At 62.0% G+C, this 16,571-nt stretch carries 18 protein-coding genes and 1 pseudogene; 13 read left to right on the forward strand and 6 right to left on the reverse strand.

The window, feature by feature from the left end; all coding sequences use genetic code 11:
• Positions 1-45 precede the first annotated feature (45 nt).
• Complete coding sequence (locus HBH25_RS02715) at positions 46-1,137, reverse strand: NADH:flavin oxidoreductase/NADH oxidase (protein WP_168081221.1); 1,092 nt, start codon at positions 1,135-1,137, stop codon at positions 46-48.
• 77 nt (positions 1,138-1,214) lie between these two features.
• On the opposite strand from HBH25_RS02715, the gene HBH25_RS02720 reads away from it, so the two are divergent.
• On the forward strand, positions 1,215-1,535 hold the full coding sequence (locus HBH25_RS02720; RefSeq protein ID WP_168081223.1) for an ArsR/SmtB family transcription factor: 321 nt from the start codon (positions 1,215-1,217) through the stop codon (positions 1,533-1,535).
• Between the two features lie 101 nt (positions 1,536-1,636).
• Positions 1,637-2,710, forward strand: coding sequence for an aldo/keto reductase (locus tag HBH25_RS02725; RefSeq protein WP_168081225.1), 1,074 nt, complete (start codon positions 1,637-1,639; stop codon positions 2,708-2,710).
• A 35-nt stretch (positions 2,711-2,745) separates the two neighbouring features.
• Here HBH25_RS02725 and HBH25_RS02730 read toward each other — a convergent pair whose 3' ends face one another.
• The 3 genes from HBH25_RS02730 to HBH25_RS02740 form a co-directional block, all read right to left on the reverse strand.
• Positions 2,746-3,684 carry a sensor domain-containing diguanylate cyclase gene (locus tag HBH25_RS02730; RefSeq protein WP_168081227.1) on the reverse strand — a complete coding sequence of 313 codons (939 nt, stop codon included), beginning with the start codon at positions 3,682-3,684 and terminating at the stop codon, positions 2,746-2,748.
• A 150-nt stretch (positions 3,685-3,834) separates the two neighbouring features.
• A complete protein-coding gene (locus tag HBH25_RS02735) occupies positions 3,835-4,803 on the reverse strand; it encodes an endonuclease (protein WP_168081229.1) in 969 nt (322 codons plus the stop codon).
• 63 nt (positions 4,804-4,866) lie between these two features.
• Complete coding sequence (locus HBH25_RS02740; protein WP_168081231.1) at positions 4,867-5,700, reverse strand: IclR family transcriptional regulator; 834 nt, start codon at positions 5,698-5,700, stop codon at positions 4,867-4,869.
• A gap of 241 nt (positions 5,701-5,941) precedes the next feature.
• Between HBH25_RS02740 and HBH25_RS02745 the strand changes: the two genes are divergently transcribed.
• The 8 genes from HBH25_RS02745 to HBH25_RS02780 all read left to right on the forward strand — a co-directional run bounded on the left by HBH25_RS02745 (position 5,942) and on the right by HBH25_RS02780 (position 12,734).
• On the forward strand, positions 5,942-6,961 hold the full coding sequence (locus HBH25_RS02745; RefSeq protein WP_168081233.1) for an ABC transporter ATP-binding protein: 1,020 nt from the start codon (positions 5,942-5,944) through the stop codon (positions 6,959-6,961).
• Entirely contained in the window at positions 6,958-7,827 is an 870-nt protein-coding gene (locus tag HBH25_RS02750; protein ID WP_168081235.1) for an ABC transporter permease, read from the forward strand. Before HBH25_RS02745 ends, HBH25_RS02750 begins: the two co-directional genes overlap by 4 nt.
• Before the next feature lie 2 nt (positions 7,828-7,829).
• Entirely contained in the window at positions 7,830-8,624 is a 795-nt protein-coding gene (locus HBH25_RS02755) for an ABC transporter permease (RefSeq protein ID WP_168081237.1), read from the forward strand.
• Complete coding sequence (locus tag HBH25_RS02760; RefSeq protein ID WP_168081239.1) at positions 8,621-8,929, forward strand: (2Fe-2S)-binding protein; 309 nt, start codon at positions 8,621-8,623, stop codon at positions 8,927-8,929. Before HBH25_RS02755 ends, HBH25_RS02760 begins: the two co-directional genes overlap by 4 nt.
• Positions 8,926-10,287, forward strand: a complete 1,362-nt coding sequence (locus HBH25_RS02765; RefSeq protein ID WP_168081241.1) for an FAD/NAD(P)-dependent oxidoreductase — start codon at positions 8,926-8,928, stop codon at positions 10,285-10,287. The genes HBH25_RS02760 and HBH25_RS02765 overlap by 4 nt, the downstream gene beginning before the upstream one ends.
• Positions 10,284-11,414, forward strand: a complete 1,131-nt coding sequence (locus tag HBH25_RS02770; protein WP_168081243.1) for an NAD(P)/FAD-dependent oxidoreductase — start codon at positions 10,284-10,286, stop codon at positions 11,412-11,414. Before HBH25_RS02765 ends, HBH25_RS02770 begins: the two co-directional genes overlap by 4 nt.
• Position 11,415: 1 nt before the next feature.
• Positions 11,416-12,444: an ABC transporter substrate-binding protein gene (locus HBH25_RS02775; protein ID WP_168081245.1), complete on the forward strand. Its 1,029-nt coding sequence runs from the start codon at positions 11,416-11,418 to the stop codon at positions 12,442-12,444.
• A gap of 92 nt (positions 12,445-12,536) precedes the next feature.
• Entirely contained in the window at positions 12,537-12,734 is a 198-nt protein-coding gene (locus HBH25_RS02780) for a hypothetical protein (protein WP_168081247.1), read from the forward strand.
• Between the two features lie 7 nt (positions 12,735-12,741).
• Here the strand turns inward: HBH25_RS02780 and HBH25_RS02785 are convergent, their stop codons facing one another.
• Positions 12,742-13,635, reverse strand: coding sequence for an alpha/beta fold hydrolase (locus HBH25_RS02785; protein WP_218585482.1), 894 nt, complete (start codon positions 13,633-13,635; stop codon positions 12,742-12,744).
• Positions 13,636-13,743: 108 nt separating this feature from the next.
• Here HBH25_RS02785 and HBH25_RS02790 point away from each other — a divergent pair, with 108 nt between their 5' ends.
• Together HBH25_RS02790 and HBH25_RS02795 are read left to right on the forward strand one after the other, a co-directional pair.
• Positions 13,744-14,373, forward strand: a complete 630-nt coding sequence (locus HBH25_RS02790; protein WP_168081251.1) for an AAA family ATPase — start codon at positions 13,744-13,746, stop codon at positions 14,371-14,373.
• Positions 14,374-14,377: 4 nt separating this feature from the next.
• Positions 14,378-14,824: an HhH-GDP family DNA glycosylase gene (locus HBH25_RS02795; RefSeq protein WP_168081253.1), complete on the forward strand. Its 447-nt coding sequence runs from the start codon at positions 14,378-14,380 to the stop codon at positions 14,822-14,824.
• Positions 14,825-14,883: 59 nt separating this feature from the next.
• Here the strand turns inward: HBH25_RS02795 and HBH25_RS02800 are convergent.
• Positions 14,884-15,679 (reverse strand): annotated as a pseudogene (locus HBH25_RS02800) (OmpP1/FadL family transporter).
• A 211-nt stretch (positions 15,680-15,890) separates the two neighbouring features.
• On the opposite strand from HBH25_RS02800, the gene HBH25_RS02805 reads away from it, so the two are divergent.
• Positions 15,891-16,505 carry a TetR/AcrR family transcriptional regulator gene (locus tag HBH25_RS02805; protein ID WP_168081255.1) on the forward strand — a complete coding sequence of 205 codons (615 nt, stop codon included), beginning with the start codon at positions 15,891-15,893 and terminating at the stop codon, positions 16,503-16,505.
• Positions 16,506-16,571: the final 66 nt, after the last annotated feature.

Below are 16,571 nucleotides of genomic sequence, written 5' to 3' on the forward strand. Positions count from 1 at the left end.
TAAGGCTGCACCATCGGCCGGGCCCTTCACGTAGGCGCCGTGCGCTCAGCGGTAGCGTTCGAGCCAGTGAGCGTACGGTGCGGGCAGGGTCCATGACGCCTTGTCCACATTCAGCTCTTTGGCGGCGAAGTACGCCCAATGTGGGTCGGCCAGGTGCGCACGGCCAATGGAGACTAGGTCCAGCTGGCCGTTGGTGACCGCTGCCTCTGCAAGCTTAGGATCCCCGAAGCCCCAAGCGGATGTCACCGGCAAGCCGGCTTCAAGGCGTACACGTTCTGCCACCGGCCCCATGAAGGCCGGGCCCCAGGGAATGTTGGTGTCTGGAATGGTGAACCCTACGCTCACGCTCAGCAGGTCCAGGCCACCGTCCTTGAAGCGACGTGCCAGGTCAATGGATTCGGCCAGGGTCTGTTCGTCTTTGCCATCGTATTCGATCACGCCGAAACGGGCCGTGAGGGGCAGGTTCTCTGGCCATACTTCACGCACCTTGGCCAGGGTTTCTAGCAGGAAGCGGCTACGGTTGTCGAAGCTGCCACCATAGGCATCGGTACGCTGGTTGGAATGCTCAGAGAAGAAGCTTTGGCCCAGATAGCCGTGGGCGAAGTGCAGCTCGATCCACTCAAAGCCTGCGTCACGGGCGCGGCGGGCCGCATCTACGAAATTCTGCTGCACACGGGCGATGTCATCCAGGGACATGGCGCGGGGCACCTTGGGCAGGTTGGCGCCAAAGGCAATGGCAGACGGGGCAATGGTTTCCCAGGCACGGCTGTCACTGTCGGGGATGTGGTCATCACCTTCCCACGGGCGGTTGGCGCTGGCCTTGCGGCCAGCATGGGCGATCTGGATGCCAGGAACGGCGCCCGCGGCCTTGATAGCCTTTACGGCTGGAATGAACGCCTGGGCCTGCTCGTCGGTCCAGATGCCTGCGCAACCGGGCGTGATGCGACCTTCCGGCGCCACGGCAGTGGCCTCGACCACTACCAAGCCAGCGCCGCCCCGCGCCATGCTGGCCAGGTGCACGTGGTGCCAGTCATTGATAACGCCTTCTTCGGCCACGTACTGGCACATGGGCGGGATGGCAATGCGGTTGCGGAGGGTTACATCCTTGAGGGTGTAGGGTGTGAACAGCGCTGACATGAATATCTCCGGGCAGTGGTTACTACGATTGTTCGATAGTATTCGAAATATAGCCTTTGTTGAAGCCCCCCGTTATCATGCGGCCCATGAGAGCCTACACACACCCCAAACCTGACGCCTTTGTGCTGGAGCGCGTGCTCTATGCCCTGAGCGACCCCGTGCGCCTGGAAATCGTCCGCCACCTGGCTGGGGTGGCCCAGGCCAGTTGTGGTGAGCTGGACGGCGGGCGGCCAAAATCCAGTGTGTCGCACCATTTCAGGGTGTTGAGAGAGGCCGGCCTGGTGCACACCCGTAGCGTGGGCACTACCCACATGAATGCGCTTCGGCGTGAAGCGCTGGAGGAACGGTTCCCAGGGCTATTGGCAGCAATCCTGGGGCAGGGCAGCACGGCCACCTGAACCCCTCTACGCAAAGTTGAACGTTTCCAATCAGCAGCCCGTCGGTATGCAGGGCGCGGCAACCCGCGCTTTGTCTGTTTTTGCTGAAGGAGGCACTGTCGATGAAATACCGCCCGCTGGGGAACACTGGTGTACTGGTTTCGGAACTGACCATCGGGAGCGTGCCCTTTGGTGGCCGAGGCGCTTTCGAGAAAACCGGAAGCGTAGACGTCGACCAAGCCCGCCGCATGTTCGAACTGGCCTTCGACGCTGGTGTGAACATGGTCGATACCGCTGACCTTTACTCCCACGGCCTGGCCGAGGAAATCGTTGGCAAGGCACTGGGCGCGCGCCGCTCATCCATCGTTCTGGCTTCCAAGGCGCGTAGCCCCATGAGCGATAACCCCAATGACAGCGGCGCCTCGCGCTACCACCTCATCAGCGCCTGTGAGGCCAGCCTCAAGCGCCTGGGCACGGACCATATCGACCTGTACCAGATCCACAATTGGGACGGCGTGACCCCAGTCGAGGAAACCTTGGCAGCGCTGGACCATCTGGTGCAAAGCGGCAAGATCCGCTACTTCGGTACCTCGAACTACGCCGCCTGGCAAATGATGAAAACCTTGGGCAGTGCACGCCTCAATGGCTGGCAGGCGCCGGTGTCGCAGCAGATCTACTACACCCCTGAGGCCCGTGAAGCCGAATACGAACTGCTGCCCATGGCCCTGGACCAAGGTTTCGCGACCTTGGTATGGGGGCCACTGGGCGAGGGGCTGCTGACCGGTGCCGTACGCCGAGGCAAGCCGACCCCTAAAGGCACACGCCAGGGCAATGACTGGCCAGAACCCTATGTGCACGACCGCGAACGGGCCTACGACATCATCGAAGCCTTGATCGCCATCGGTGAACGCCATGGCTGCTCGCCGGCACGCGTATGCCTGGCCTGGCTCAAGGATCGCCCAGGCGTCACCAGCGTGATTACAGCAGGGCGCACCGTAGAACAGCTGCAAGACAACTTGAAGTCAGTGGACCTGGTATTGAGCGAACAAGACCTGGCCGAACTGGAACAGGTAAGCCGCATTGCGCCCCAATACCCCTACTGGCACCGGGTCGCAGCTGGCATGGACCGTATCGACCCTGCCGAAGCGCCCTTTATCGAGCTGTACCGCAAGACCATGGAAAGCAACCAGGGCTAACACTGACAGGGGCGTGCGTGAGTGGGCGCCATGATTCAGCTTTCATGGCGCCAGGTGTTGATCTGCGACCGTCCCGCCCGTTTAGCACGATACAGCGCTTCATCGGCGTGCCGCAGCAAGGTGTGCACGTCGGTGCCAGCTTCTGGCGTAAAAGCGATGCCGATGGAAGAGGACGTGTGGATCTGGTGGATGCCCAGGTGCCACAGGCGGCTCAAGGCTTCGCATAGCCTGCGTGCGACACTGAGGGCCGCTTCAGGGTCGGTATCAGGCAGGAACACCACAAACTCATCGCCCCCGATGCGGCCGAACAGGTCCTGCTCGCGCAGGCAACTACGCCCTCGGCCGGCAAAGGCTATGAGCAGGTCGTCGCCTACCTCGTGGCCCAGTGTGTCATTGATCAGCTTGAAACGGTCAAGGTCCAGGTACAGCAGTGCGCCGCTGCCAGCACCCTGAGATCCCGCTTCGGCGGTGTTCAGCGCCAGGGCGATCATGTCCAGAATACCGCGCCGGTTGGGAATGCCCGTTAGCGGGTCCAGGTAAGCCAGGTTCTTGAATCGCTCTTCACTGGCGTGGAGGGCGTTTTCGGCTAGCTTGCGTTCGGTAATGTTGCGGCTCACGATCACCAGCCGGTAGCGGCTGCCGTCCGGGTTGAACGAGGGCGTCTTGACCACTTCCCAGGTGTTGATGCGGTGGTCGGTGCCCATGAACGACTTTTCAATGACCGTAGGGCTGCGGTTATGCCATGCCTTGGCATCAGTGGCCAGGTTATAGGCAAAGGCGTCAGCGAACTGCGGCCGGATAGCCATCAGCTCAACGTCTGTGAGGCCGTGGTAGGCAAAGCCGCTCATTGCGTACGCTACCAAGGCGGTCTCGTTGCAGAACAGCCATCGCCCTGCGCCATCCTTGACCACAATGAACTCCTGAATGCAATCCAGCAGGGCTTGGAGGTCGACAACGTCATGGGGGGTGTTCATGAACAAATACCAACGCAGCAGGGAATCTGAATTACAGTGTATCGGCCTCAGATGCACCGCCATCAGCCCGGCTGTCCGAAGTCGGCCAACGGGTCATAATACCTGGCGGCCCATCAGGCCGCTTCAAAGCCGGTGTTTGGCGGCGCGAGGTTACTGACAATTCCCCGCTTTGTGATACCCCGCAGCAACGGCTTGTGCCTCCGTTACGAACGTTACCCGGTTGCTGGGTGCCACCTTGTCATAACTGGGGCACCCGGTGGGTAGGTGGTAGAGGTGGCTGCGCTTGTTGGCAACTACCGGGGTAGCCAGTGGAACAGTGCCTGTGCCAGGAGCAGCGGCAGGCGCATTCGAAGGGCGCGCCGGCACAGGGCTTACCAGCCCGTCACCGGTGGGCTTGTACCCTAGTGTCCAGGTGCGTTGCCCGGTCACGAATGGGTTGGCATGGCCCATGATGGCAGTGATTCGCCGGTCACGTTCCTGCTCCCAGGGGGTAACCGGGTACTGCGCGTTCCAGCCCATCAGCAGTTGCTGCTGTTGGCGGGACATGCTCAGGTTATAGCGATCGAACATGTAGAAGGTGATGCGAGCCACTAGCCCTTTGACGTCATCCCGTGGTTCGGCCACACGAGCTTTGAAATCCACTTTGGTCTTGCATTGGCCGTATTCGGGCGCAATGCCAGAGACCATGCCGTAATTGAAGTTGCTACGGTCCCCGTTCACTTCGCCCACGGACGGGTACAGGTTGAACAGGTCGGCTTCCATGGCCTGGAATACCGGGTCGTCGCTCACACAGTGCTCACGGCCGCCGTGTTGCCAGCATTGGCGCTGGTTGCCGAAGGTCCAGGCGGGCACGATGTGTTCCCATTCGGTGCGCTGTGAGCGGTTTGCCTGCTCCCGGGCCTTCAGGCCACAGGACGCGGCGTCTACTCGCCCACCGGACTTGCCCACCCATGTCCACTGGCAACCGCAGTACAGTTCGCCCATCTGGCTGGTCCCTTGGTCCATGTACACCTTTTCCCTGGCGATCACTTTTGCCTCACTGAACGTGGCCGGTGGCTCAGCGAGCGCGGGTAGAGCGGGGAGCAGGGTTGACAGCAGAACGAGCAACAGTTTTTTCATAAGAAGCATTGCCAAGGGTTTCAAACGCGGCAGTATACGCGGCCTAACGGAAAACGCTGCGGCTTAGCCAAACACTTGTGAGGGCCGGCGCAGGGCAGGGTCGAAGGGGTTGATACGGCCTGAAACTACCTTGGCCTCGCGCTTGAGCAATTCCACCACCATGGCCATGCGTGACGGCGCCAGCCTGTCGGTGATGGTGGCGACACTCAAGGCTGCCACGGCGTGCCCCTCGGTATTGAGCACCGGCACGGCCACCCCGGCCATGCCTTCAAGGGCACCGGTATTGCGGCCTGCATAGCCCAGGGCGCGTACCGCGTCGATTTCCATGCGCAGGCTTACTTCGTCATAGGCGTGAACGTCGCGCAGCCGGGGCAGGTTGTAGCGAATCACCTCATCGCGCTCTTCATCGGGCAAAAAAGCCAGGATCGCCAGGCTGCCTTGCCCCACGCCCAGCGCGATCCGGCCGCCTACATCGCCAGTGAAGGTGCGGATGGGGTAAGGGCCTTCACTTCTATCCAGGCATACCGCGTCAAAGCCTGCGCGTGCCAGCAGAAATAATGAATCCCCTAGGGAGGCCGACAGCCGGAGCAGGCTGGGCCGTACCACATCACGCAGGTTGCCCGCTTGCCCCGCCTTGGCGGCGAGCGCAAAGAACGCCAGGCTCAGCCGGTACCGTTTGGTACGTAGGCACTGTTCCACCATCCCCTCACTGACCAGCCCACGCAGCAAGCGGTGAGTGGTGGGCTGGGACAAGCCCACCTGGGCAGCCAGTTGGCTAACGCGCTCGCCGTCTGCCGACCCGTTTCCCAATGCCCGCAACACCGCAAACAGCCGAGAAACCGCGCTGACACCGGCTTCAGGCTCGTCAGGATTCGACTCTTCGGAAGGGAATTTCATATTTACCTCTGGATATTCCATTCAGTGGAATCATTTGAAAATAAACCACGCTCAGTGAAATCACTGTTTGGCCGCATGCTAGGCATTGGCCTACTCTGCTGTCCATAGGGCGAAACACACAATATCGGCCGCCGTTACCCACACGAGCGCCAACGTCCCGGTTTACCTCACCTTTGCCGTTGGCGCCTGCCCTCAACACTGCCTGCTCCGTATGGAGCCTGGCTTGCGATGGAGCTTCGTCATGGCTTTTCTGCGTCTGGACCAATTGTGCAAGCGCTATGGCGCCATTGAGGCCGTTGCTGGGCTGAACCTGGCCGTTGACCAGGGTGAGTTCGTTTCCCTGCTTGGCCCGTCTGGGTGCGGCAAAACCACTACCCTGCAAATGATCGCCGGCTTTACCGACGTCACCAGCGGCGCGGTATGGCTGGCCGAGCGCGAGATCACCCACGCCCGGCCCGCTACTCGGCAATTAGGTGTGGTCTTCCAGAGCTATGCGCTGTTTCCTCACATGACGGTGAGCGACAACGTGGCGTTTGGGCTGCGCATGCGTAAGGTGCCGGCTGGTGAGTTGGCAACACGTGTGACCCAGGCGCTGGCGCTGGTGCGCCTGACTCAGCATGCGGCCCGCTACCCGAGGGAGCTGTCCGGTGGCCAACGCCAGCGCGTGGCCTTGGCCAGGGCCTTGGTGATAGAGCCGCCAGTACTGCTCCTGGACGAGCCGTTGTCCAACCTGGATGCCCACCTTCGCGAAGAAATGCAGTTTGAGATCCGCCGCATTCAGCAGGCCGTCGGCATCACCACGCTGATGGTGACCCATGACCAGGCGGAGGCGCTGTCCATGAGCGACCGAGTGGTGGTGATGGAAGCAGGGCGCATTACCCAGGTGGATGCACCCTACCGGCTATACGAACACCCCCGCACACGGTTTATTTCCGACTTTGTAGGCAAGGCCAACCTGCTGCCAGGCGAGCCTGCCGAAACCGGCATGCCCCAGGTACAGGCCAACGGGCGCCTGGCCCTGAGCCTTCGGCCGGAAAAAATCGACCTGCTGGCCTCTGGAGCAGGGCGCTTGCAGGGGCGGGTAACAGCGAGCTTCTTCCTGGGCAGCCAATGGCTGTATCGCATTGCAACGGACTTGGGCGAACTGTCGGTGATACGCCCCAATGACGGCACGGCGCCGTTGGCGGTTGATCACCTAGTGGGCCTGGACTGGTCACCGCAGATGCTGCGCGTGTTGGAAACCGATGAGGTGAACGCATGAGCGGGTCGCTGTTCACCGATGTGCGCCGGGGCTATAGCCTCACCGGCCCGGCCGTGTTGCTGTTTGCAGTGCTGATGGTGCTGCCCTTGTTGTTGACCTTGGTGCTGTCTGTGAACGTGTTCGACTACACCACTGGTATCAAAGGCGACCAGTACACCGCCGAGCACTACACCAGCCTGTTCACCGATCCCTTTTTCTACGAAATCTTTCTGCGCACCTTCTGGATCAGCGCGCTGGTCACGGCTCTGTGCGTGCTGATCGGCGTGCCGGAAGCGTTAGTGCTCAGCCGCATGAAAGCACCCTGGCGCTCCATTTTCCTGGTGCTGGTGCTGACACCCTTACTGATTTCGGTGGTGGTGCGTGCCTTCGGCTGGAGCTTGCTGCTGGGCAACGAGGGGGTGGTCAACCAGGCGATTGTGGCGCTGGGCGGCAGGCCGCTCAAACTGCTCTATACCCCCTTCGCTGTGATCATCGGGTTGGTGCATGTGATGCTGCCCTTCATGATCATTCCGGTGTGGACGTCATTGCAGAAGCTCGATGCCACGGCCGAGCACGCCGCGCTGTCACTGGGTGCCAGCCACTGGACCGTCTTCAGCCGCATTATCCTGCCCCAGATCATGCCCGGTGTGCTGTCCGGCACGCTGATTGTCTTCGGCCTGTCGGCCAGCTCTTTCGCGATTCCCGGCCTGTTGGGCGGTCGCCGGCTCAAAATGGTCGCCACCCTGATCTATGACCAGTACCTGGCTGAGCTGAACTGGCCCATGGGTGCCGCCATTGCGGTGACCCTGCTGCTGATCAACCTGGTGGTGATGTTGAGCTGGAACCGCCTCGTTGAACGTCGCTACAACCGCAGGTTAGGAGTATAGCCATGACCCGGAATGGCCCGTTGGCGCTCTCGTTCAATACACTGGTGATGGTGTTCATGATGGCACCGCTGGTGGTGGTCTGCCTGGTGGCCTTCACCCCGGAAAACACGCTCAGCCTGCCTACCAAGGAATTTTCTCTGCGGTGGTTTACGGCGGTGTTCGAGCGGGCAGACTTCATCACAGCCTTCGCCAACAGCTTGAAGCTGGCAGCCCTCTCCGCGACCCTGGCCACGCTGATCGCCGTGCCGGCGGGGTTGGCCCTTACCCGTTATCGCTTTCCCGGCCAGGGCGTGATCAACGGCCTGCTGCTGTCACCCATTATCATTCCCCACCTGGTGCTAGGCGTGGCCCTGATGCGCCTGTTTGCGCTGCTGGGGGTCAACGGAAGCTTCTCTTGGCTGGTGCTGGCCCATGTGGTGGTGATCACGCCCTATGTGCTGCGGCTGGTGATCGCAACCGCCATTGGGGTGGACCGCAGCGCCGAACAGGCAGCCGAGAGCTTGGGGGCGGGCCGTATGACCCTGTTCTGGCGCATTACCTTCCCCATGATCCTGCCTGGGGTGGCTGGAGGATGGCTGCTGGCCTTTATCAACAGTTTCGATGAGGTCACGCTGTCCATTTTCATCACCTCGCCTGCCACCCAGACACTTCCGGTTCGAATGTACGTGTATGCCACTGAGTCCATCGACCCCATGATGGCGGCCATTTCGGCCCTAGTGATCGCACTCACCGCCGTCACCATGCTTGTGCTGGACCGCGTGTACGGGTTGGATCGCGTGTTGGTGGGCAAATCATGAAGCAGAACCAGAACACACCCTTGTTCAAACGCCTCGCTGAACAGGACCGCGAACCGGTGCTGTTCACCCTCGATGGCCTACCGGCCCAAGGCTTGGCAGGGGATACGGTGTTGACCGCCATCCTCACCCAGAGCAGCTTTGTACGGGGAAGTGACTTCACCGCCGAACCCAGGGCGGGTTTCTGCCTGATGGGCGCCTGCCAGGACTGCTGGGTACGGCTAGGTGACGGCCGACGCGTACGGGCCTGTGCCACGTTCGTAGGGCCAGGCCTTGCCGTCAGCCGCGACCCGGGGCGTGTGCTATGAGCGAACGCATTGTGATCGTGGGGGCGGGGCCTGCCGGTGTGCGGGCCGCCCAGGCGCTAGTGGCCCAAGGCGTACGCCCTCTGTTGATCGATGAAGGCGGGCGCGGCGGGGGGCAGATCTACCGCCAGCCGCCCGCCAACTTCACCCGTAGCGCCGACACCTTGTATGGTTTCGAAGCCTCCAAGGCGCGGTCCATCCACCATACCCTGGAGTCACTGCGTCCACACCTGGACTACCAGCCGGACACCTTGGTATGGAATGGCGAGCACGGCGTGTTGGACACCCTGCGCCAGGGTAGCCTGGCGGGGCGCCAACGGTTCGATCGGCTGATTATTGCCAGCGGGGCGACGGACCGGGTATTGCCGATCCCCGGGTGGACCTTGCCCGGGGTCTACACCTTGGGGGCCGCACAGGTGGCGCTCAAGTTCCAGGGCTGCGCCATTGGCGACGCCGTGGTGCTGGCCGGGAGCGGCCCTTTGCTCTACCTGGTCGCGTACCAGTACGCCAAAGCCGGCGCCACCGTGGCCGCCGTGCTGGACACCTCGCCGTTCCAGGCCCAGGTCAAGGCCGCGCCGCGCCTGCTCACTCAACCCATCACTTTTGCCAAAGGGCTGTATTACCGCGCCTGGCTGATGGCCAGGCAGGTACCCGTCCACCAAGGCGTCACCTTGCTGGGGGTAGAGGGCACCGAACGGGTCACCCACGTGCGTTGGGCAATGCAGGGCCAGCGCCATGAACTGGCGTGCAACGCCATAGGGTTTTCCCACGCCTTGCGCAGCGAAACACAGTTGGCCGACCTGCTGGGCTGTAGCTTTGCTTGGAGCCCGTTGAACCGGGCGTGGTTGCCCACCCGGGATGAACTGGGGCGGGCCAGTGTAAGCGGGGTTTACCTGGCCGGTGACGGCGCAGGGATTCTTGGCGCTGACGGTGCGGAAATTACCGGCGAGCTGGCCGCAATGGCCGTGTTGGAAGACCTCGGCCTGCCCGTTGATGGCAAACGGCGCAGCCACCACTTGGCCGCACTGGCCAGGTTGCAGCGTTTTCGTATCGGCTTGGAAACGGCATTTCCGTTCCCCACTGACTGGGCTGCCCAGGCGCCAGACCACCTCGTGGTGTGCCGCTGCGAGCAGGTGACGGCAGGCGAGGTGCGCGCGGCAGTGCGCGCTGGGCACTGGGAAGTGAACCGTGTGAAAGCGACCTGCCGGGCGGGCATGGGGCGCTGCCAAGGCCGGGTGTGCGGGGTTGCAACCGTTGAACTGATCGCCTGCGAGAGTGGGCGCCCTCCGGAGCAAGTGGGCCGGCTGCGGGCGCAGGCCCCACTCAAACCGTTGCCGTTCGACCTGGAGATAGGCCCATGACACCTGTGGCATCGGACGTAATCATTGTGGGGGGCGGCATTGTCGGCAGCAGCGCGGCGCTGTGCCTGGCGCGTGCGGGCCGCCGGGTTACCCTGATCGAGCGAGACTTCTGTGGGTCGCGTTCCAGCGGTGTCAACTATGGCGGCGTGCGCCGCCAGGGGCGGCCTTTGTCACAGCTGCCACTGTCTTGCCGCGCCCATGCCATCTGGGGGCAGCTTGGTGATTGGGTAGGCACCGACGGGGAATACACCCGCTCCGGGCACCTGAAACTGGCTCGCAGTGAAGCGGACCTTGCGACCTTGCAGGCCTATGCCCTGGCCGTTGAGCCGTTCGGCCTGGGACTGCAGGTGATGGGCCGGGCCGAGCTGCGCAGGCGCTTCCCATGGGTAGGCGATGTGGCGGTCGGCGCCTCGTTATGCCCTGACGACGGGCACGCCAACCCGCGCCTGGTATCCCCGGCCTTTGCGCGTGCTGCCCAGCGCCAAGGCGCGCAATTGCATGAGCAGACCCTGTTAGCCGAAGTGACACACAACGCGGCCCAGTTCCAGGTTCGCAGCCAGGCTGGGCAGTGGTTTACCGCCCCCTGGCTGTTGAACTGCGCAGGGGCTTGGGCAGGTGAATTGGCGGCGCAGTTTGGCGAGCCTGTGCCCATGGTTACCCACCACCCTGCCATGCTGGTGACCGAGCCGCTGCCCCTGTTCATGACCGCCAGCACCGGCGTGGAAGGGGGCGGTATCTACGCCCGCCAGGTTGCACGGGGCAATTGCGTGCTGGGCGGCGGGCGGGGGTTTGCCGAAGGGCCTGACAAGGCACGTACCGGGCAGGCCGCCATCCTGAACATCCTGCGCAATGCCACCGAACTCTATCCGGCCTTGGCCGGGGCCCAGGCGATTCGCAGCTGGAGCGGCACTGAGGGCTACCTGCCCGACAATGAGCCTGTGCTAGGCCCCAGCCTCACATGCCCAGGCCTGTTGCATGGCTTCGGTTTCGCAGGCGCAGGTTTTCAGATCGGGCCGGCTGCCGGCGAAGCCTTGGCTCAATGCATTCTGGCCGGCGAGCCTGCTCACAGCCTGGCCGCGTTTTCCATTGGTCGTTTCACGTCCCTTCACCACACAGGAACCTTCTGACATGACACGTTTACGTTCTCTGCTGGCTGCACTTGGCGGTTTACCGGCTGCGGCCATGGCAGACCCAACGCTGTACCTGGGCATGAATGGCGGCACCATGGAGCGCTTGTATGCCGACCAGATTCTGCCGGCCTTCGAACAGCAACACCATGCCAAGGTGGTGATCGTGCCTGGCACCTCGGCCGATATCCTGGCCAAGGTGCAAGCCAGCCCTCAGAAACCGCCGGTGCACGTGATGCTGCTGGACGATGGCATCATGTACCGGGCCATTGACATGGGCATGTGCAGCACCCTGCAGCCCAACCCCACCTTATCGCGCCTGCCCGCCAATGCGCGTATCAAGGACAGTGCTGTGGCGGTGACCCTGGGCATCACCGGGCTTGCCTACAACACACGCATGTTCGAAGAGAACGGCTGGGCGCCACCCACGTCCTGGGCTGACCTGGCCGACCCGAAATACAAGGGCAAGGTGGTGGTGCAATCCCTGCCATCGTCCACGTTCGGCCTGCACGGGTTTCTGATGTTCAACCGCCTGCAGGGAGGTACCGAACAAAACGTTGAGCCGGGCTTCAAGGCCTGGCCCAACACGGTTGGCCCTAATGTGCTGGAGTACATTCCCAACTCGGCCAAACTGTCGGAAATGGTCCAGACCAACGAGGCTGCGCTGTTTCCGCTGACGCCTACCCAGGTCGCCGCACTCAAGCTCAAAGGCATTCCAGTGGCCTACGCGGCGCCCAAGGAAGGCGGTGTAGTGCTTAACCAGGCGGAATGTGTGGTGGCCAACAACGACCAGCCCGAACTGGCCCAGCAGCTCGCCGAGTTCATGATTAGCGCCCAAGCCCAGGCCACGGCCCTGGAGCAGGGTGATCAGATCCCTTCGAACCCGGACACGCCCACCACCGAGCGCACCCGCGCCCAGGTCGAGGCCATGCGCACCTACCTACAGACCGCCGTGACCATCGACTGGGACCAGGTAAACAAGGCACGCCCGGCCTGGAATGCCCGGTGGAATCGGCAGGTGGAGCGGTAGGCCGGCCAGTAGGTGCGCCCAACGCGTGAACAAGCGCCTGGTTATTGAGGTCTGATAGGGTATCTTCGTACCCCGTACAAGGCCCCAATGACATGAACCTATCTCCCAGCCATAACCATCGTGCACTACCCACGAGCCTGCTGCAGTGGCGCTGGTACGCCGACGAGTCGCCTCTCAACGACCTGGACGACGCAGAAGACAGTATCGATGCCATGGACGACGAACTGGCAGACGCGCTGGCCGAGCTGCTGGATGAGCCGGCGCCGCTTGCAGACCCCGGTACGCCATAGCGACTCTTTAGTGGCCCGCTGTCAGGCTTAGCACAGCGTCGGCAAAGGCCGCTGGTGCCTCCTGAGGTACGTTGTGGCCTACGTTTTCAAGCCGTACGCGCCGCACGGGCCCGGTGAATTTCGCCAGTGCTGCCTGCTCGTCTTGAGGCGCGGCCACACCGTCGCTCATGCCGGTCAGCACTACTGCAGGTACGGGTATGGTCGGTTGCCGTGCCAGTTTTCGCTGGATATCGCCATAGCAAGGGTCGCCTTCCACCAGGCCGAAACGGTGGCGGTAAGAGTGGGTGACGACGTCTACAAAATCGGGATTGTGAAAAGAGGCAGCTGACGCGCCGAACTGCTGGTCAGTGAAGTGCCACGTGGGCGACCATTGTGCCCAGAGCAATCGAGTGAAGGCGTCCCGGTTGGCTTCCAGCCCGGCATAACCTCGGTCACCGTGCAGGTAGTACTGATACCACAGCCGGTGCTCAGCTTCGGGGGAAGCAGGGTGCCCCGATTGTGCGATGTCCTGAATGTTATAACCCGGTTCGCAACTCACCAGGCCAGCCACACGGTCCGGCCAGAGCGCAGCCACTACGCAGGCTGCCCGGCCCCCCCAGTCGTACCCAGCCAGCACGGCGCGCTCCAGGGCGAGCGCCTCCAGCAGCGCCCGCAGGTCTGCACCCAGTGCCGCTTGCTCTCCTGACCGCAGGGTAGCCGAGGACAGGAAGCGCGTGCCACCATACCCCCGCAGGAAGGGCACAATGCACCGGCAGCCTGCCTGGGCCAGGCGTTTGGCCACCGCGTCGTACGCATGAATGTCATAGGGAAAACCGTGCAACAGCACAACGGCTGGGCCATGGGCCGGGCCCATTTCTTGGTAAGCCACACTCAATACACCGGCCTGAATCGTTTTCATCATTCGGCTCCGTGAGGTTATGGGGATATTGAGTGGTAGCCTGCCATGCCTGTTCCAGGCATTACGCGGGCAGCCGCACTGGGCGATCCACTTCTTGACGGTTGAGTAACGATGAAACGCGCGCTGTTCGTATGCATGGACGGGCCCAAGGGCACCGGCAAGACCACGGTGCTCGAAGCGGTTACCCGTACCCTGCGGGCCGATGGTTTGAAGGTTATCCGGTTATGCGAAAGCAAGCTGGACCCCTACAGGGGTGAAACCATGGCGCTGGTTAATCGCATGGCCAGGGCGCCCACTGAGGTGCTGGAACTGGACATCTGCCAACGCCTGGCGCACAGCCGGGCGTGGATTTCCCGTCACGTGCTGGCCACTCAGCCTACGGACAGCGTCATGCTGATCGACCGCTGGTACCCGTCCGACGCCGCCTTTCGCCGCGCGGTGCCCTTTGCTCAGGCGTTGCAGCTGAACCTGTCCCAATCGGTACAGGTGCCGGACATGCACGTGGGCCTGATCACGGACCCGCACGTGTCATGGGCGCGAGCGGCTGCCCGATCGCGGGGGCTGGGCAGTACCGTATTGCGCACCTTTGAGGCGCATGTGGCCAGCACGCAGGCGTTCGAGCGAGCGTTCGAACAGCAAGGCTGGGCGCTGTATCGCAATGACGGTGCACTTGAAGACACGGTGCGGGCCGTGGCGGCGGCGATTCACAACGCTGCATCAAAACAGGTAGAGAGGGCCTAAAAGGATGAGTAAAGGGCAAACCCTTCCGGTCACCGCAGCAAGCCTGGGCATCGATGTACGCCAGCCCCATGGGCTGTATCAATGGTTGCTGGCCAGCTTCTTGGTGGGCAAACGCATCCGTGCCTCAGTGGCGGTCCAGGCATACCGCACACTGGTGGAGGGCCATGGCCTGACCACGCCTGGTAAATTGGCCGCCTGTTCTCACCGGGAATTAGTGCGGCTCCTCGGCCAGGCAGGTTACGCCCGTTATGATGAATCCACGGCCCGGCGGCTGCGCTTGCTGGGTGCTGAGTTGGCGCAAGGGCTGGAGGCACGTTTGCATGCCCTGCGTCACAACACCCTGAACCTTGCCGGGTTCGAGCAGTGGTTATTGGGGTTTGAAGGAGTAGGGCCCAAGACATTGGAGATCTTCATGCGGGAGGCGCGCGCTGAGCTCTCGCTGCGCCCCTGATTCACACGCGTCCTGTTTCATGCCAATGCGCTGCGCCCGCGCTGCCCCCGCGCTGCCCCTTAGAACCTGTAGGTCATCGAACCGCCAAACGTATGCGCGCTGCTGCGGTACGTAGCGCTGTAAGCACCTTTGCTTTGGCTCGCCAGGTCGATGTCCACGCTTTCTTCCTTCAAGTAGGCATACGCCACATCCAGGGTAAGGTCGGCCGTGGGGCTGTATCCGGCTCCCACGCTGAAGACGCGGCGGTCTCCTGTAGGAATACGTGGGGAGCGGTCCACGTTGTTGGTCGGCGACTGGTCCACACTCAAGCCGGTGCGCAAGGTCCACTGTGCGTTCAGCTTGTACGCGGCACCTACAGCATGTGCCCACGTGTCATGCCAATGCTGGTCTTCGGAAATCTCATTGAGCCCCAAGGCCGTGGCCGTGCGGCTGCCGGTGTTATCGATGGTCAGGGCCTGCACACGGCTCCAACGGGTCCAGGTGCTTCCGCCGTAGAGCGTCCAGCGGTCGTTAAGCACGTGAGTGAAGGACAGGTCGACGGATTCCGCCGTCATTGCTGCCACCCAACGTCGCCTTCGAATGGTCGATATCCGTCTTGGCATAAATGGCGGCCGCGCCCAGGGTCACCTGTTCACGCTTCAGGCGTGCCATACCCGCCGGGTTCCCGCTTACTGTCGTTGCATCCTCTGCCGATGACGAATGGCCCGCATACCCGGTGCCCATGCTGCTGATGCTTTGCTCGTTAATGGCAAAGCCGCCGGCTAACAACTGGGTTGAGGCGAACGCCATGGCGAGGCCGAGGCTTGACTTAAGCGACAGGTTATTCACTGTTGTTGTTACTCCGAGGATGGGCATCGAGGCACATGCCCAAAAGCAGGGGCAGGTGCTGTAGCTTGTATCGTGCAGGCTAGAGCGATCTTTAATGCAACATGACACCCAGTTGACTCGCCACTGGACCGGGGCAGGCGTTAATAACGGCCGACAGACTAGAAATGTGTAAAAGCGTGACGATATTACTAATGAGTCACTCGTTGTCAATTCATACTGACCTGACTAAGCTCAATAAATGACTACCTCTACTCAGACGTCCCAGACACGTGGCCCGGTGGATCACAGCGTACGCGACCAGATCGTGGAAGCCGCCACTCAGCACTTCAGCCACTATGGTTACGAGAAAACCACGGTATCTGATCTCGCCAAGGCCATTGGCTTTTCCAAAGCCTATATCTACAAGTTTTTCGATTCCAAACAGGCCATCGGGGCCATGATCTGCGCCAACCGGCTAGCCCTGATCCAGGCGGTGGTTGACCGCGCTGTAGGTGAGGCCAAAACCCCATCCCAGAAGCTTCGACGATTGTTTCAAGCCTTGGTAGAGGCCGGTAGCGAGCTCTTCTTTCAAGACCGCAAGCTGTATGACATTGCTGCCGTTGCTGCCCGCGATAACTGGCCTTCAGCTGCTGCTCACGGGGAACGCCTGCACCAACTGATCCGGGTGATACTGATCGAAGGCCGAGAGGCGGGCGAGTTCGAGCGTAAAACGCCACTGGATGACGCCAGCCAGGCCATCTATCTGGTGATGCAGCCCTATATCAGCCCTGTGCAATTGCAGTACAACCTGGAAGGTGCTGCGGCCGCCTGCGAGCAATTGCCTGCCCTCATCCTGAGAAGCCTGGCACCTTAGCTGTGACCATTGACGAAACAAGTCACTAGTATCAAAATCGGATTCCTTTCTGCCTGTTCCCATGAG

Origin of the sequence: Pseudomonas quercus, assembly GCF_012033695.1 — a bacterium.
Classification (GTDB): domain Bacteria; phylum Pseudomonadota; class Gammaproteobacteria; order Pseudomonadales; family Pseudomonadaceae; genus Aquipseudomonas; species Aquipseudomonas quercus.

Bases quoted from the DNA above. Each gene is read 5' to 3' on its own strand.
- HBH25_RS02715 (WP_168081221.1), bottom strand. From the start codon at position 1,137: ATGTCAGCGCTGTTCACACCCTACACCCTCAAGGATGTAACCCTCCGC.
- HBH25_RS02720 (WP_168081223.1), top strand. From the start codon at position 1,215: ATGCGGCCCATGAGAGCCTACACACACCCCAAACCTGACGCCTTTGTG.
- HBH25_RS02725 (WP_168081225.1), top strand. From the start codon at position 1,637: ATGAAATACCGCCCGCTGGGGAACACTGGTGTACTGGTTTCGGAACTG.
- HBH25_RS02730 (WP_168081227.1), bottom strand. From the start codon at position 3,684: ATGAACACCCCCCATGACGTTGTCGACCTCCAAGCCCTGCTGGATTGC.
- HBH25_RS02735 (WP_168081229.1), bottom strand. From the start codon at position 4,803: ATGAAAAAACTGTTGCTCGTTCTGCTGTCAACCCTGCTCCCCGCTCTA.
- HBH25_RS02740 (WP_168081231.1), bottom strand. From the start codon at position 5,700: ATGAAATTCCCTTCCGAAGAGTCGAATCCTGACGAGCCTGAAGCCGGT.
- HBH25_RS02745 (WP_168081233.1), top strand. From the start codon at position 5,942: ATGGCTTTTCTGCGTCTGGACCAATTGTGCAAGCGCTATGGCGCCATT.
- HBH25_RS02750 (WP_168081235.1), top strand. From the start codon at position 6,958: ATGAGCGGGTCGCTGTTCACCGATGTGCGCCGGGGCTATAGCCTCACC.
- HBH25_RS02755 (WP_168081237.1), top strand. From the start codon at position 7,830: ATGACCCGGAATGGCCCGTTGGCGCTCTCGTTCAATACACTGGTGATG.
- HBH25_RS02760 (WP_168081239.1), top strand. From the start codon at position 8,621: ATGAAGCAGAACCAGAACACACCCTTGTTCAAACGCCTCGCTGAACAG.
- HBH25_RS02765 (WP_168081241.1), top strand. From the start codon at position 8,926: ATGAGCGAACGCATTGTGATCGTGGGGGCGGGGCCTGCCGGTGTGCGG.
- HBH25_RS02770 (WP_168081243.1), top strand. From the start codon at position 10,284: ATGACACCTGTGGCATCGGACGTAATCATTGTGGGGGGCGGCATTGTC.
- HBH25_RS02775 (WP_168081245.1), top strand. From the start codon at position 11,416: ATGACACGTTTACGTTCTCTGCTGGCTGCACTTGGCGGTTTACCGGCT.
- HBH25_RS02780 (WP_168081247.1), top strand. From the start codon at position 12,537: ATGAACCTATCTCCCAGCCATAACCATCGTGCACTACCCACGAGCCTG.
- HBH25_RS02785 (WP_218585482.1), bottom strand. From the start codon at position 13,635: ATGATGAAAACGATTCAGGCCGGTGTATTGAGTGTGGCTTACCAAGAA.
- HBH25_RS02790 (WP_168081251.1), top strand. From the start codon at position 13,744: ATGAAACGCGCGCTGTTCGTATGCATGGACGGGCCCAAGGGCACCGGC.
- HBH25_RS02795 (WP_168081253.1), top strand. From the start codon at position 14,378: ATGAGTAAAGGGCAAACCCTTCCGGTCACCGCAGCAAGCCTGGGCATC.
- HBH25_RS02805 (WP_168081255.1), top strand. From the start codon at position 15,891: ATGACTACCTCTACTCAGACGTCCCAGACACGTGGCCCGGTGGATCAC.